We start from the raw sequence: 15,236 nt of genomic DNA, 5'->3' as shown, positions 1-15,236 counted from the left end.
ATCGATCAGGCGGCGGTCGCCGATCGCTCAGGCGTCGCCCGCCAGCAGTGCCCGGAGTTCTCCCGTCACCGTCGAGGCCGTGCCGTCCAGGGCGGTCAGGGCTCGCCGCCATTCGCGGTGGGCCTCCTCGGTGCGGCCCCGGGCCCGCAGCAGCAGGCCGCGTTGGTGGCGGGCGAGGCCGGCCACGTACTGGTCGGCGCGGCGTTCGGCGAGGTCGAGGAGGTGGGCGCATTCACGGTCGGCCCGGTCCGTCCGCTCCAGCTCCCGCAGCGCCCGTACGAGACCGAGGCGGGTCTGGGACTCGCCCTGCCAGTCCTCGTCGTCGCCGAGGACGCGCAGGCTCTGCTCGAAACTGCTTACGGCGGCGGCCGGTTCGCCGAGCCTGAGGTGGGCGTAGCCGATGTTGCAGTGCGCGGTGTGCCGTACGACGACGCTGTCCGCGACCTCACCGAGGGCGAGACTCCGTTCGTGGTGGGCGATGGCGGCCCGCGCGTCGGTGTGCTTGGCCAGGTTGCCGAGGTGGCTGAAGGTCACGGCCTCGCCGTACGGGTCGCCGAGCTGCCGGGACAGCTCCAGGCTCTGCCGCAGCGTCTCCTCGCTCTCCGCGTACCGGCCGAGGCTCTCCAGCACGAGCCCCCGGTTGTTGAGACAGCGCCGTACGCAGGAGACCACGCCCAGCTTCCGCCACAGGGTCAGGCCCTGTTCGTTGAGGTCGAGCGCCTCCGCGGCACGGCCGGACATGAAGTGCAGCCCCGCCCGGTCGGTCAGCGCGAACGCCTCCGCCTCGTCGTCCCCCGACGACCGCGCCACGTCCAGGGCGAGCCGCCCCAACACGTCCAACTCGGCGAGCCGGCCGCCTCGGTGCAGATAGGGGAACAGATAGCGGACGAGAACGGGCACGTACGCCGCAGTGCCGCCGCCACTGGGGTCGCCGTGTTCACGGGCGCACCGTTCCACGAGGGCGACGATGTTGGGGAGTTCGCGGTCACCCCAGGCGAAGGCCTCCTCGGCGGAGGCGAAGGGCGGCTCGGCGGACCGCGCTTCCTCGGGGTCGGGCACCGTGGCCGTGGCGGTTGTCATCGCCGTGGCCGCTGTGACCGCCGCTGCCGTCGTGATCCCCGCTTCCGTCGCCGTCGTACGCAGCCGTTCGTCGCGCTCGTACCCCGGCGGGAGCAACACCAGCAGGCTCTGCCGGGCCCGCGCCACATACCAGCGCAGGGCCTGTTCGACGGCCCTGCTCACTCCGACGGCCCCGGTGGCCCCGACCGCCCCGACGGCTTCCGCGGCCTCGGCGGAGCCGTTCGTGTCGGCGAGTTCGCGGGCGAAGTGGCGTACGAGGTCGTGGGGGACGTAGCGGCCGTAGGTGGTCTCCTCCAGGAGGGCCACGTCGACGAGGCGGTCGAGGGCGGCCTCGGTGCGGAGTTCGTCGGTGCCGGACAGGCGGGCCAGGAGGGGAGCACCGTACGCCGGCAGATCGAGGGCGCCGATGAGGCGGAGGGTGTGGGCGGCGTCGCGGTCGACCGTGCGATCGGAGGCGCGCAGGGCCTCGTGGGCGACGGCGAGGGAACGGCGGACGCTCAGATCGTCGTATTCGAGGTGATGCAACCGCCCTTCCGTGGCGGCCAGTTGACCGGCCAGCGCGTCGGGTGTGAGCGCGCGCCGGGCGGCGAGGCGGGCCGCGACCACACGGAGGGCGAGCGGGAGCCGGCCGGTGAGCGCGACGAGGGGATGGGTGGCGTCGAGGCCGGCCGCGCGCCCCGACGCGGCCCGCAGCAGCGCCGCGCTCTCGTCGTCCGAGAGCGGGGCCAGCGGGAAACGGTGGGCGCCGTCCAGCGCGGCGAGCGGCGAACGACTCGTCACGATCACCGCGCACCCGGCGCCGGCCGGCAGCAGCGGGCGTACCTGGGCGGCGTTCGCGGCGTCGTCCAGCACCATCAGGGTGCGGGTCGGCGCGAGGGTGGAGCGGAGCAGTGCGGCGGCCTCGTCCGGCTGTTCGGGGATACGGCGGGGATCGGTGCCGAGGTCACGGAGGAGGGAGGCGAGTGCCTGGGCCGGGGTGAGGGGCGTCATGCCCGGGGTCGCGCCGTGCAGGTTGACGTACAGCTGGCCGTCGGGGAAGCGGTCCGCCAGTTCGTGGGCGAGGTGGAGGGCCAGGGCGCTTTTGCCCACGCCGGCCATGCCGCTGATCACGGTGACAGTACGGGTGCCCTTCGGGGCGGTGGGGCGCCCCATGGCTCGGGGGGAAATGTGGTTCGGCGGGTGCGGGTGCGTCGTGGTTGTTCGCGCCCGCGCGGCGGTGGCCGAAGATTCAATGCCGCCCCGCGCCCCTTTCGGGGGCGCGGCCATGTCGAGTACTTGCCGTAGCTGCACAAGCACCTCCTCGCGACCCGTGAAATGCGCCGGCGGAGGCGGTAGTTGAGCTGGGCGCGGCGGCTCCTCGGCAGCTGCCGTCGCCGAGGGCTCCGCCTCCTGCGGACCCTGTTCCCGCAGAACCTCCAAGTGGGCCTCGCGTACGGCCGGGCCCGGTTCCACGCCCAGTTCGTCCAGGAGGCGGGCCCTGAGGTCACGGTGGACGGCCAGGGCCTCCGCCTGGCGGCCGGTGCGGTGCAGGGCCAGCATCAGCAGGCGGTGGAAGGCCTCCCGCAGCGGATGCTCGGCGACGAGCGCGGCGAGTTCGGGGGCCAGCGCGGCGAGAGCGTCGGTCGCCTCGGCACCCTGCGCCAGATGGAGCTCGGCATCGCACCGCCACTCCAACAGCAACAGCCGTGCCTCCTCCAGTCGTTGGACGAACGCCTGGGCGCCGAAGTCGGCCACGGGCAGGCCGCCGAGCGGGGTGCCCCGCCAGAGTGCGAGCGCGGCGGTGGCCTCGCGGACGGTGCGGGCCCAGTCGCGCTCGGCGTGCGCGGCGCGTGCGGCGGCGACGTGGGACTCGAAGACGCGGACGTCCAACTCGCCCTCGCCGACCCGCAGCAGATACCCCGGCGGTATCGCGCGCAGCCGCTCCGGGTCGTCCAACAGCCTGCGCAACCGGGTCACATGGTTCTGCAGGGACGCCTGCGCGGACGGCGGCGGCGCCGCGTCCCACAGCACGTCCTTCAGCGCGTCGACCGAGACGATCCGCCCGGGTTCGAGCAGCAGCGCCACGAACAGGGCGCGCACCTTGCCGCTGCCGACGGGCCGTACCCCGGCGTCGGCGCCCTCCGCGTCGTACAGAACCGGCGGACCCAGCAGTCCGAACCGCAGCCCGTCCCGCATAGAACTCGCCCGCTGCCTTCCCGCACCGACCTACCGGGCCACCCCCGTGGCGAGTTCGCCTCCCGTACGGCTCCGGTGGAGCCGTTGGGCTCATGTTAGCGATCCGTTGGCGAAACCTGATGTGATCACTTCATCGGATCCGGCGCCGACGGCGCACGCGGAAGGCGTAGCTCGGGGGAGCGCCGCCGCCGCTGCCGGGTCCGGAAACCGCACAGCACGAGTGCCCCGGTCGGTGGAGGTGAACGACCGGGGCACTCGTGTGTGTTGCCTGGGCGCCCGAGGGCCTGGCGTGTCCGTGCGGGGGCGCTCGTGTGCGACCACCCGGGGCACAGGATGGGCGACCTCCCGGGTCACAGGATGGGCGGCCTCCCGGGTCACAGGATGGGCGGCCTCCCCAACCGGGTCAGTCGCCACACCGTCCGCCATCGCATGGGGCGTCGCTCGCCGCCCGACTCGCGCCAGCCCTCCGTGAATCCGCCGAACCACGCCCGCAGTCCGCCCGTCGACCGGGTGCGCAGCAGGGTGATGAGGACCCATACCCCCAGGTGAACGGGGATGAGGGGCAGGGGCAGTCGGCGGCGGGCGAGCCAGACGCGGTTGCGGGCGTTGACGCGGTAGTAGATGGCGTGCCGGGCGGGTGAGGTCTTCGGGTGCTGGAGGAGGAGTTCGGGGGCGTAGCGCACGGTCCACCCGGCGTCGATCGCCCGCCACGCCAGGTCGGTCTCCTCGTGCGCGAAGAAGAACTCGGCGGCCCAGTCCCCCGTCTCGGCGAGCATGGCCATGGACAGGGCGTGTCCGCCGCCGAGGAACCCGGTGACCGGCCCGCCCCGCAGCGGGTCCTTGGCCCCGACCCTGGGTACGTGCCGTCGCTGGGTCTCGCCGTGCTCGTCGGCGATCCGGAACCCGACGATGCCGAGCCGGGGGGCGCCCGCGTACAGGTCCCGTACGCGCCGCAGCACATCGGCGTCGACGAGCAGCCCGTCGTCGTCCAGTTCGACGACGACGTCGATGTCGCCGAACTCCCGCAACCGCTCGATGGCCACGTTCCGCCCGCCGGGGCAGCCGAGGTTCTCGTCGACCTCGATGAGCGTGACCTCGCCGGGCAGGCCGAGCCGTTCGGCGAACTCGGGCAGCGGGCAGCCGTTGCCGACGACGACGATCCGCTCCGGCGCGAGATCCTGCTTGGCCACGGAGGCGAGCAACGCGTCGACCTCGGCGGGCCGATTTCCCATCGTCACCACCGCGACAGCGATCCGGGGCCCCGCCTCCACCACGACATCCACCTCATCCGTGTCCGTCCCCGACCGACCGCCGAGGACAGCCGACGCCCCCGCGCACCGACCGACTGACTACGGCGGGGATGCTAGTCGTTCACGTCAAGGACTACTTCAGGACTCCTCAAGTACGCCGATGGCGACGGCGAGTCTCCCGTCCCAACCCGGGCCTACTCTTCCGGCATGGGAGCGCCGAGAGAGCCGCACACGTCGCGTGGGCCGCTGGGGACGCCGGAGGAGGTGGCCTACCGGAACGCCGTCAGGCGGTACGTCCTCCCTCGCGCCGAGCGACGGAGCATCGGGCGCTACGGCGAGTTGATGAGCGGCCGTTTCCTCCGCTTCGAGGGCGCCACGCGCAGACGGTTCCTGCACCCGCTGCTCGTCGACGCCGCGTCGATCACGGACGCCGACCTGAACACCCTGCTCTCCTACGGCTGGCGGCCCCGGCTCACGGCGGCGTGGCTGATCGGCGTGTCCCGCAGGGCGTCGTACCGGGCCCGGATCGGCGAGCTGCTGCTGGACAGCGAGGTGGTGTACGCGGGAGTGGGCTACTGCTTCGCCCTGGCCCGTCTCGGCAGCCACGAGGACGCCGAGATCCTCACCGCCTACCTGAACCGCTATCTGCCCCGCACCGACCTGCACTACGACCAGCCCACCGCCCTGGGCGCCCTCCTGCGCCTCGACAGCCGACTGGGTACGGCCCACGCGGCGCCGTTCACGGAACCCGGCGGCCTCTTCGACCGCTGGGTGGCCGGCGTCGGGCAGATGGGCCATCCCTCGTACTCACCGGCCGAGGTGCAGTCGTACATGGACCGGGTCTGCGACTTCTCCGACGGCTGGACCCTGCCGGGCTGAGGCCCCGGTCCGTCGTCGGGCCCCCGCCGGATCACGCCCGCAGCGGGTTCGTCCGGGTCGCCGCCAGCAGGTACCACGCCGTCGCCCCGGTGTGCCGGTACGGGTAGTAGCCGAAGCCGAAGCCCGTGTCGAGGGGGCTGCTGGCCGAGACGACGCCCGCGCGTTCGGGGAGGGCCGTACCGCCGACCGTCTGGCCGGTGCCGAGGAGGTCCTGGGCGCGTTCGATGGAGTCGAGGAGCCGCCGGGCGCGGGTCTCGTCGCCGCGTGCGCCCCGGTCGCGCAGGGCCAGGGCGAGATGGGCGGTGCCCTCGAACCACACCCCGTTCCGGTCCGGCTTCGGCTGGAACTCGGCGATCGGCGCATCCTCGTTCGCGAGGAGGCTCGCCGAGCTGAAGGTGACGCCCTCGTACGACTGTCCGGCCGGCACCGTGCTGTTGCGCCGCTCGGCGTGGTCGAGGACGGCCAGTTCGGTGGCCGCCCAGTCCAGGGAACGGGAGTGGCGGCCGGAGTCGAGGGCGAGGTGGGTCCAGGTCTGGGTGTCCTCGGGGATCGGGGACGTGTTGACGTTCACGCCGTCGTTGGTGCCGGTGTAGAAGAAGCCGCCGGACGAGCCCTTGGCGGGCTCCCACATCCCCTTCACGAAGGCCTCGGCACGCGCGCGCCGCTCCCACCACACCCGCTCCCCGGTGAGCCGGGCGAGCCGTCCGAACAGACAGATCAGGTCGGTGTTGTGTTCGGTCGAGGTGAACGGCAGCTTCTCGTTCGCCCCGTTCACGCCGAACTTGTAGCCGCCGAGGGGCTCGTCGGTACGACCGTTCCGCTCGATCCACTCACCGATCCGCACCGCGGCGGCGAGGAAGCGCCGCTCCCCGGTCCGCCGGGCCAGGGCGCTCAGCGCGATCCCCGCCCACGCCATGTCCCCCACGGCCGTACCGGTGAAGCCGAACTGGGTGCCGACATTGGCCGTCCCGTCCGCCCGCACGAACCCGTCCGGCTGCGGCACCCCGTCGAAGAAGACGTACGGCCCGACGTTGTACGCCTGGCGCAGCCTGCCGTCGTCGTACGCCGGGTCGTGCTCCTGGGCGTGGATCAGGGCGTCCCCGAGCGCCACGGCCCTGGTCCGGCCCTCCTCGGTGCGCACCGCGAGATGCGCGAGGATCGCCAGCGCGTTGTCGTACGTGAAGGCCGTGCTGAACAGGCCCGCCTGGTCGGTGTAGCTCTGCGTCAGCCGGATCTCCCCGTGGTCCGGGTACGCGTCCATCGCGGCGGCGAGGAAGGCGTACCCGCGCCGCCGGGCGTCCGCCCCGTCGGCGCCGGCCGCACCGGCGGTCCGAGCCTCGCCGACCGCCCGGGCGGTGCCGGAGCCGATGGCGGTGAGCGCCGTCGCGGCCCCGAGCCCGGTGCCGAGGAGCGTACGACGGCTGAGCCGCGGGCCTTGTCCGCCGGTCATGCCGGTCATACCGGTCATGGGGGTCTCCCTTGGAAGGTACGGGGCTTGAGGGCGACCCGCCTTTGAGAGCGCTCTCAAGCACACTGCGCGCTCATTCTGCTGGTGCGCGTGGGACGGGTCAACGCCCATGGAGCGTAAGCCGATTGGCGGGATACGGGTCGGCCGCACGGCCGGGTGCCCGGTCGTGGCGCGAAACCCGGGCGCCCCGCGCACTGCCCCGTGCGTGCGAAACCCAGGCGTCCCGCGCACTGCCCCGTGCGCGGGACGCCGTCGGCCGGAAGCCGGGACCCCCGGTGCTCGCGGACTCCGCTACGCCGCCCCCGGCACCCCGGCTTCCGGCACGCGAGGTCACTCCTCCACGACAGTGATCTCGCGGTCGTTCACCGGCTGGGTCGGCCGGTTGCTCTTGGGGAACAGCTCCTTGTACGTGGCGACCTCGCCCTTGGCGACCGGGACGGACTCCTTCAGCACGGTCCACTTGACGCCCTCGGCGCAGGGCGGGGTCGTGAGGGAGCCGTCGTAGCGGTACTGGTCGCGGTCGCCCGGCAGGAACCTGGTGAGGTCGAAGGCCTTGGTGACCTTCTCGGTGGCGCCCTCCTCGGTCGGCAGCTTCGAGAACAGGTCGGCGAAGGCGGACCCGCCGGACTTCGCGTCGTCCGCGTCATCCGTGTCGTCCTCGGTGTCCATCAGCACGCCCACGACGGCGAGCGCCCCGTCCTTGCCGGCGTGCACGAAGTGGACCTCCATCTCCGAGTGCTCACCGTCCTCGGTGTGCTCGCTCGGCAGGTGGAAGTGGAACTGCTTGAGGTCGTACGTGGTGCCGTCGAGGACGATCCGGCTGCCCTCGGAGACATTGGCCTGGATGGTGTGGCCGTTGTTCACGAGCTCGGCGGTGACGGGCCGGTAGTCGATGGTGACGGCCTTGTTCACCGGTGCGTCGACGGCCTTGTCGTCGTCCAGGTCGATCGGGGACTGCTCCTTGCCCGCCTCGCACGCCTCGAAGTCCTCGGCGAGGGTCGCCCAGTTCGCGGGGCCGTCGGCGCCCTCGTAACCCCAGTGGGCGTTCTCCTTCTTCTCGTCGGCCTTGTCGTCCTTCTCGCCGGTCTTGTCGCCGGCCTTGTCGGCCGCCTCGGACGACGCGGACACGTTCACCCGGCCCTTCGGCTCGGCGTCGTGGTCCGCGCCGCAGGACGTGACCGTGAGGACACAGAGGGCGGCGACTCCGGCCGTCGCGGCCATACGTATGACACGGGAAGACATGCTTGTTCCACCTCGCGGAGGTCGACTGAACGTGGGGGTCGGCCACCCACTGGGTGCCGAACACCACTGTTCGATGTCGTCGAACAGCGCTGGGACAAGCGAGGAACAGGGGAGAGCCAGGCAAGGTAAGAGGACGTACAACATTGGCCCGCCGGCCTCTTTCCCCTCCGCGCCGGACGTCGGGAAGCCGTCCGCGAGTCCGACTTGTCCGTTTCTTGTGCAGCGCGCAGGCTGAGGACTACGAGTGAGAGACCCGGCGCGAATCGAGCAGGAATGGACACCAGAAGGCCGGTTTCCCAGCACGCATCCGGTCACTGTGCGTACGCGGCCGATGCGGCGGCAGCCACCATCAGCCCCGAAGGCATCGTCATGGGCTGGAGCGAGGGGGCTCGACGGCTGCTGGGCCACCGCGCGGCGGACGTCGTGGGGCGTACGGCGGCCGACCTGCTCGTCCGCACGGAAGGGTCCCCGGCGGAAGGCTCCGTCACGCCCCCGTTCTCCCTCGCCGACCTCGCCGACCTTGCCGACCTGCGGGACTCCCCGGACTGGACCGGCCCGGCCACCCTCCGGCACCGGGACGGGCACGACGTCGCGGTGACCCTGCGCGCGTATCCCTCGCTGGACGGGGAGGGACGTGTGCAGAGCTTCGTCGTGACCGCCGCCCCGGCCGACCGCCCCGCCGCCCCGGCCACCGGGCCCGCCACCTCCCGTGCCTCCGACGCCCCCGCCACCTCCCGTACCCTCGACACCCCCGAGGCCGCCCACGCCCGGCGGCTGGTCCAGTGGGCGCACGCGCAGTCGCCGCTCGCCATGTCCACCTACACCAAGGGCCCGCACGGATGGCGGCGGAACGAGGCCGCGTCGGAGAACACCCCGGGCAGCCCCCCAGAGTCGGAGAACACCCCGGGCAGCCCCCCAGAGGTCGACGCGGTCGCCGAGGCGGACTTTCTGCGGCTCGTCGAGCAGGTGGCCGAGGAAGGGCGCCCCATGCGCCACGAGCGCACCACCCCGGGCCCCTTCTCCTCCCGTCAGCAGGCGTGGATCACCGAGATGTGGCCAGTGCGGGACCCCGTCACCGGTGAGGTGTGCGGAGTGGGCACCGCGACGTTCGACAGCAGCGAGGAGCACTGGGCGCGCCAGCGGCTGGCCCTGCTGAACGAGGCCGGCACCCGTATCGGCAGCACCCTCAACGTGCAGCGAACCGCCCAGGAGCTGGCGGATCTGGCCGTCCCCCGGCTCGCCGACTTCGTCAGCGTGGACCTGCTCGACTCCGTACTGCGTGGCCAGGACCCGGCGCCGGGGCCGCTCGACGCGCGGGTGCGGCTGCGCAGGGTCGCGCACCAGTCGACGCAGGAGGGTGTGCCCGAGGCGGCGGTGGCCCTGGGCGCGCTGGACGCGTACCCCTCGTTCTCCCCGCCCGCCCGCGCGCTGGCCACCGGGAAACCGCTGCTCAGCGGCTTCGACGACCCTGACTACCTGCGGTGGATCCAGGAGGACGGCAGGCGGATGGAACGCGTACGGGAGTTCGGGTTCCACTCGATCATGTCCACGCCGCTGCGGGCCCGCGGGGTCACTCTGGGGGTGGTGCTCTTCGCCCGCCGGGAGGGTTCGAAGCCGTTCGAGCGGGACGACCTGGTGCTCGCCGAGGAGCTGTCGGGCCGGGCGGCCGTGGGCATGGACAACGCGCGCCGGTACACGCGGGAGCGGATGAACGCGCTGACCCTCCAGCGCAGTCTGCTGCCCCAGGATCTGCCCAGGCAGGTGGCGGTCGAGACGGCGTACCGCTATCTGCCGGCCGGTTCGGGGGCCGGGGTGGGCGGCGACTGGTTCGACGTGGTGCCCCTGTCGGGCACCCGTGTCGCCCTGGTCGTCGGCGACGTCGTCGGACACGGCCTGCACGCCTCCGCCGCCATGGGACGACTGCGCACGGCGGTGCGCACCCTCGCGGACGTCGATCTGCCGCCGGACGAGCTCCTCACCCACCTCGACGATCTGGTCGCGCATCTCACCTGGAACAACGAGGCCTTCCCCGACCAGATGGAGATGCCGCACGCCGGTGAGATCGGCGCGACCTGCCTGTACGCCGTCTACGACCCGGTCTCCCACGTGTGCACCCTCGCCAGCGCGGGCCATCCGCCGCCGGCCGTGCTGTCCCCGGACGGCACGGTCAGTCTGGTCCGGCTCTCCCCCGGGCCGCTGCTGGGGGTCGGCGGGCTGCCGTTCGAGGCGACCGAGGTCGAACTGCCCGAGGGCAGCCTCCTCGCCTTCTACACCGACGGGCTGGTCGAGGCCCGCGACCACGACATCGGCCTCGGCCTCGACCGGCTGTGCGAGGCCCTGGCCTCGCCGGTCCCCTCCCTGGAGACCACCTGTGACTTCATCCTCAAGGCGCTGCTGCCCGAGACCCCCGCCGACGACGTGGCCCTGCTCCTCGCCCGTACCCGCACCCTGCACACCGACCAGGTCGCCGCCTGGTCCCTGCCCTCCGACCCGGCGATCGTCGCGGACGCCCGCGCGCAGGTGTCCCGGCAACTGGCCCTCTGGGGGCTCCAGGAGGCCGCGTACGTCACCGAACTCGTGGTGAGCGAACTGGTCACCAACGCCATCCGCTACGGCGCCGTCCCCATCGGCCTGCGGCTCATCCGCGACCGCACCCTCATCTGCGAGGTGTCCGACGCCAGCAGCACCGCCCCCCACCTCCGCCGCGCCCGCGTCTACGACGAGGGCGGCCGGGGCCTGCACATGGTCGCCCAGCTCACCCAGGGCTGGGGCACCCGCCAGACCTCCACCGGCAAGACCATCTGGGCCGAACAGCCCCTACCGACCACCTGACGATGACACCCCGAGGACCCGCCACCCCCGCGCCCGACGGCGGCACGCACATCCTCGGGCTCGTCTACCCCCCGGCCGGCCGTGGCCACGACTACACCGGGATGCAGCTGGCGTTCATCGGCGGTGTGGCGGAGGCCGCGACGACGTACGACTACGACGTCCTGCTGTCCCCGGCCAACGAGGTGGACGACCCCTCGTTCCAGCGGATGACCGACGGACGGGTGGACGGCGTGATCGTGATGGAGATCAAACTGGAGGACGAACGGGTCGAACACCTGTCCAGGACCGGCTTCCCCTTCGTCACGATCGGCCGGAACAGCCGGGCGGAGGAGACCAGTTGGGTCGATCTGGACTTCGCCGGACTGGCCCGCGGCTGCGTCTACCACCTCGCCGACCTCGGCCATCGCCGGATCGCCTTCGTCAACAGGTCCGAACAGCTCTTCCAGAGGGGCTACGGCTTCGCCCACCTCGGCCTGGAGGGCTACACCAAGGGCATGGCGGAGCAGGTGCTCACCCCGCACGCGTACCTCTGCGACGACGAGGTCACCGCGGGCGAGGCGGTCCTGGAGCAGATCCTGCGCGACGACCCGGCGACCACGGCGCTCGTCACCCTGAACGAGGCCGCGCTGGAGGGCCTGTACCGGGGACTGATCCGCCACGGCCGCAACGTCCCCCGCGACTTCTCGGTCGTCGGCGTGGCCGCCGGCACCTGGGCGGAGCAGGTCGACCCGCAGCTCACCGCCGCGGAGATCCCGGCCAAGGAGATGAGCCGGGTGGCGGTGGAGCTGATGGTGCGACGGCTCACCTCACCCGACGCCCCGCCCCGGCATGTCCTCCTCAAACCCCTGATATCCCTCCGCGGCAGCACCGGCCCCTGCCGCCCGGTCCCCGGCTCGGAACCCGAACAGGAATTCCCGGACCTGGACCACTTCCCCGATCTGCCCGACCTGCCGGACCTACCGGGCTCCGACTTCTGAGACCTGGTTCCGACGCCCCGTCACCGTCAGTCACCGTTCTCGACACCTCCGTTCTCGACACCTCAGGGAGCAGCGCATGTCCCACCCCCTCGACCGCCGCGGTTTTCTGCGCGCCGCCGGTGCCGGCGTGGCCGCCCTCGGCCTCGGTTCCGCCCTGGCCGCGTGCGGCTCGGACAAGGGGGGCGGCACGGTCACCCTCAGATGGTGGGACTACTTCACCCTGGAGAACTTCCAGCCCGGCATGACCGCCCTGATCAAGGACATCGAGGCCAACGTCCCCGGCGTACGCATCGACCGCCGTACGTTCCCCTTCGCGGACCTCGACCGGCAGATCACCCTGGGCGCGGTCTCCGGCGACCTCCCGGACATCGCCATCGTCGACAACGTCGCCATGAACACGTTCGCCGGCAGCGGTCTGCTGGCCGACCTCACCGAGCGGGTCGAGGAGTGGGGCCAGGCGGACCAGTACTACAAGGGCCCCTGGGACGGCTGCCAGGTCGAGGGCAGGACCCTCGGCATCCCCAACAACAGCAACTGCCTCGCCCTGTACTACAACACCGAGATGCTCGACGCGGCGAACGTGGAGCCGCCGGCCACCTGGGACGAGCTCGCCGACACGGCTCAGCGGCTGACCAGCGGGGGCCGGTTCGGTCTCGCCATGAGCGCGATCAGGACGGAGGAGGGGGTGTTCCAGTTCCTGCCGTTCCTGTGGCAGGCCGGAGGCGACCTGGACACCTTCGCGACCTACGGCACGACCGCGCTCGCCTACCTCGACGACCTCGTCACCAAGGGCTCACTGTCGAAGCAGTGCGTGGGCTGGACCCAGCAGGACGTCAACACGCGGTTCGTCAACGGGCGGGCCGCGATGCAGATCAACGGCCCGTGGCAGCTGCCGACCATCAAGAAGACGAACGTGGAGTACGGCGTCGTCGCGCTGCCCCGCGACAAGGAGGCGGCCACCTGTCTGGGCGGCGAGAACTGGGTGGTGATGGCGAGCAGCGACCACCAGGACAAGGCGTGGCAGGTGCTGGAGTACACCCAGCGCCCCTCGGTCCTGGTGCCGTACCTGGTGGCGTTCGGCAACCTCCCGGCCCGCAAGGACCTGGCCGACACCGGCACCTGGGCCTCCGACCCGGCCCTGCGGCTCTTCCTCAGCCAGTTGCCGGTGGCCCGCCCCCGGCAGTACGGCCCGAACTACGCGGACGCCTCCCAGGCCGTCGCCGAGGCCGAACAGTCCGTGCTCACCGGGACGAGCGCCCCTTCGACCGCCGCGAAGTCCGCCGCCACGAAGATCGACAAGGCCCTGGAGGAGAGGTGAGGGCAGGCCGGCGCACTGGCGGAGAGATGAGGGCGGGCCGGCCCGAACCCCGCCCTCTCTCCACCCGCCGAAGACGCGCCGGTTGTCTCTTCTCCCTCCCCGGCCTGCTCTTCCTCGGCCTCTTCCTGGCCTACCCGCTGCTCTACAACGTGTGGACGTCCGTGCATGCGGTACGCCTGGCCGAACTGCTCGGCGGGAACGCGGAGTTCGTCGGCCTCGACAACTACCGGACGACGGTCGACGACCCGGACTTCTGGCACGCCGTACGGCTCTCGGCGGTGTTCACCGTGGGCTCGCTGCTGTTCCAGTTCACGATCGGCTTCGCGCTGGCCCTGCTGTTCGCCCGCCCGTTCCCCTGGAACGGTCTGCTCCGTTCGCTGCTGCTGGTGGCGTGGCTCCTGCCTCCCGTGGTCAGCGGCACCCTCTTCCGCTGGATGCTCGACCAGGACGCCGGCGCCTACAACGCGCTGCTCCGCGCGGTCGGCCCGGACGATCTCGCCCACGACTGGCTCATCGACCCCGGCACCGCCCTGGCCGGGGTGATCTTCGCCAACATCTGGGTGGGCGTGCCCTTCAACATGCTGCTGCTCCTGGTCGGCCTGCACACCATCGACCCCGAACTCCACGAGGCCGCCGCCCTGGACGGCGCGAACGCCTGGCAGCGCTTCCGCTGGATCACCGTCCCGCTGATGCGGCCGGTCTCGGTGACCGTGCTGCTCCTCGGTCTCGTCTACACGTTCAAGGTCTTCGACATCGTCTTCGTGATGACGGGCGGCGGCCCCGTCGACGCCACCAGCGTGCTGTCCCTCTACGTCTACGAGATCTTCTTCAAGTTCTTCCGCTTCGGCGAGGGCGCGGCGGCCGGCCTGCTCCTGCTGCTCGTACCGCTGCTGGCCGGGGCGTGGTACGTACGCCGGCTGCGCGGGGAGGGGGAGGCGGCGTGAGGCGGGAGGGGACGGCGGAGGGGAGGCTTGGCACGAAGGCACAGGGGAGACTGGGCGGCCGGGTGGGCAAGCGGCGCCCGCGACGTGGTCGGCCCTGGCTGCTCACCGCCTACGCCACCCTCCTCACAGCCGCCTTCCTCCTCCCGGTCTACTGGATGGTCAACACCAGCCTCACCAGGCCGGACCGCATCCTCGCCGAGACCCCGCAGTGGTTCCCCACCCCGCCCACCACGCAGAACTACACGACGGCCCTGTCCGACGACGCCCTGCTGCGTGCCCTGCTCAACAGCGTGGTGATCTCCTGCGGGGTGGTCGCGCTGACCCTCCTCCTGGGCGTCCCCCTCGCCTACGCCCTCGCCCGCGTCCGGATGCGCGGCTCCGGAACGATGGTGTTCGCCCTGCTCATCGCCCAGCTCCCGCCCAGCATCGTGCTGGCGGCCCCGCTGTTCATCCTGGAGCGCCGGGCCGGGATCGACGACACGTACATCGGACTGATCGCGGCGGACACCACCCTCACCCTGCCCTTCGCGGTGATCGTGCTGCGTCCCGTCCTACGGGCCGTGCCGAGGGAGTTGGAGGAGGCGGCCCTGGTGGACGGCTGTGGTTCGATGGGGGTGCTGCTGCGGGTGGTCCTCCCGATCATGACCCCCGGTCTGGTGGCCGTGTCCGGTCTCTCCTTCCTGATCGCCTGGGGCGAGTTCGTCTTCGGCCTCACCCTCGCGGCGGAGCCGGCTGTCCAGCCGGTCACCGTCCTCCTCAACGCCTTCGTCGGCACCCACGGCACCGCCTGGGGCGCCCTCATGGCCACCGCCACCGTCATCAGCATCCCGGTGGTCTGCGTCTTCGCCGCGTTCCAACGCTTCATCGTGGGCGGGCTGACAGCGGGGACGACGAAGGGGTGAGGCGGACCGGGGGGACCATGGCGGTGCGGGGGGCGGGGCCGGGGAGTCGGTGTGGTGCAACGGCTCCCGTGAGCGGCCTCCGCCCCGCATGACGAGGGGCGCCCCCTCACTCCGTGCGCAACGCCGTAGCCGTACCGGCCCTCGCCGCCCACCCCGCCGGGAGCAGCGC

General features: G+C 72.1%; 10 protein-coding genes. 6 read left to right on the top strand and 4 right to left on the bottom strand.

What is annotated here, in order from left to right:
* Window positions 1-27: 27 nt before the first annotated feature.
* Together STRIP9103_RS03680 and STRIP9103_RS03675 are read right to left on the bottom strand one after the other, a co-directional pair.
* Window positions 28-3,255, bottom strand: a complete 3,228-nt coding sequence (locus STRIP9103_RS03680; protein ID WP_009298000.1) for an AfsR/SARP family transcriptional regulator — start codon at window positions 3,253-3,255, stop codon at window positions 28-30.
* Between the two features lie 374 nt (window positions 3,256-3,629).
* Entirely contained in the window at window positions 3,630-4,538 is a 909-nt protein-coding gene (locus tag STRIP9103_RS03675; protein ID WP_411572366.1) for a glycosyltransferase family 2 protein, read from the bottom strand.
* Window positions 4,539-4,712: 174 nt separating this feature from the next.
* Between STRIP9103_RS03675 and STRIP9103_RS45145 the strand changes: the two genes are divergently transcribed.
* On the top strand, window positions 4,713-5,384 hold the full coding sequence (locus tag STRIP9103_RS45145) for a DUF6000 family protein (protein ID WP_078613784.1): 672 nt from the start codon (window positions 4,713-4,715) through the stop codon (window positions 5,382-5,384).
* A 31-nt stretch (window positions 5,385-5,415) separates the two neighbouring features.
* Here STRIP9103_RS45145 and STRIP9103_RS03665 read toward each other — a convergent pair whose 3' ends face one another.
* The gene (locus tag STRIP9103_RS03665) at window positions 5,416-6,852 is read right to left on the bottom strand and encodes a YyaL domain-containing protein (RefSeq protein WP_009298074.1); all 1,437 of its coding nucleotides are present in this window, start codon (window positions 6,850-6,852) and stop codon (window positions 5,416-5,418) included.
* 330 nt (window positions 6,853-7,182) lie between these two features.
* Window positions 7,183-8,094: a carbonic anhydrase gene (locus STRIP9103_RS03660; protein ID WP_009298018.1), complete on the bottom strand. Its 912-nt coding sequence runs from the start codon at window positions 8,092-8,094 to the stop codon at window positions 7,183-7,185.
* Window positions 8,095-8,367: 273 nt separating this feature from the next.
* On the opposite strand from STRIP9103_RS03660, the gene STRIP9103_RS03655 reads away from it, so the two are divergent.
* The 5 genes from STRIP9103_RS03655 to STRIP9103_RS03635 all read left to right on the top strand — a co-directional run bounded on the left by STRIP9103_RS03655 (window position 8,368) and on the right by STRIP9103_RS03635 (window position 15,067).
* A complete protein-coding gene (locus STRIP9103_RS03655) occupies window positions 8,368-10,926 on the top strand; it encodes a SpoIIE family protein phosphatase (RefSeq protein ID WP_009297965.1) in 2,559 nt (852 codons plus the stop codon).
* A 2-nt stretch (window positions 10,927-10,928) separates the two neighbouring features.
* Window positions 10,929-11,903, top strand: coding sequence for a LacI family DNA-binding transcriptional regulator (locus STRIP9103_RS03650; protein WP_009297984.1), 975 nt, complete (start codon window positions 10,929-10,931; stop codon window positions 11,901-11,903).
* 76 nt (window positions 11,904-11,979) lie between these two features.
* On the top strand, window positions 11,980-13,221 hold the full coding sequence (locus STRIP9103_RS03645) for a sugar ABC transporter substrate-binding protein (RefSeq protein ID WP_009298068.1): 1,242 nt from the start codon (window positions 11,980-11,982) through the stop codon (window positions 13,219-13,221).
* Window positions 13,222-13,247: 26 nt separating this feature from the next.
* The gene (locus tag STRIP9103_RS03640) at window positions 13,248-14,165 is read left to right on the top strand and encodes a carbohydrate ABC transporter permease (protein WP_009298062.1); all 918 of its coding nucleotides are present in this window, start codon (window positions 13,248-13,250) and stop codon (window positions 14,163-14,165) included.
* Window positions 14,162-15,067 (top strand): carbohydrate ABC transporter permease, encoded by a 906-nt coding sequence (locus tag STRIP9103_RS03635; RefSeq protein ID WP_009298010.1) that lies wholly within the window; start codon window positions 14,162-14,164, stop codon window positions 15,065-15,067. Before STRIP9103_RS03640 ends, STRIP9103_RS03635 begins: the two co-directional genes overlap by 4 nt.
* Window positions 15,068-15,236: the final 169 nt, after the last annotated feature.

The organism is Streptomyces ipomoeae 91-03, assembly GCF_000317595.1.
GTDB lineage: Bacteria > Actinomycetota > Actinomycetes > Streptomycetales > Streptomycetaceae > Streptomyces > Streptomyces ipomoeae.
This window is presented reverse-complemented; position numbering and strand designations above follow the sequence as displayed.

Bases quoted from the DNA above. Each gene is read 5' to 3' on its own strand.
- STRIP9103_RS03650 (WP_009297984.1), top strand. From the start codon at position 10,929: ATGACACCCCGAGGACCCGCCACCCCCGCGCCCGACGGCGGCACGCAC.
- STRIP9103_RS03640 (WP_009298062.1), top strand. From the start codon at position 13,248: ATGAGGGCGGGCCGGCCCGAACCCCGCCCTCTCTCCACCCGCCGAAGA.
- STRIP9103_RS03665 (WP_009298074.1), bottom strand. From the start codon at position 6,852: ATGACCGGTATGACCGGCATGACCGGCGGACAAGGCCCGCGGCTCAGC.
- STRIP9103_RS03680 (WP_009298000.1), bottom strand. From the start codon at position 3,255: ATGCGGGACGGGCTGCGGTTCGGACTGCTGGGTCCGCCGGTTCTGTAC.
- STRIP9103_RS03660 (WP_009298018.1), bottom strand. From the start codon at position 8,094: ATGTCTTCCCGTGTCATACGTATGGCCGCGACGGCCGGAGTCGCCGCC.
- STRIP9103_RS03645 (WP_009298068.1), top strand. From the start codon at position 11,980: ATGTCCCACCCCCTCGACCGCCGCGGTTTTCTGCGCGCCGCCGGTGCC.
- STRIP9103_RS03655 (WP_009297965.1), top strand. From the start codon at position 8,368: ATGGACACCAGAAGGCCGGTTTCCCAGCACGCATCCGGTCACTGTGCG.
- STRIP9103_RS45145 (WP_078613784.1), top strand. From the start codon at position 4,713: ATGGGAGCGCCGAGAGAGCCGCACACGTCGCGTGGGCCGCTGGGGACG.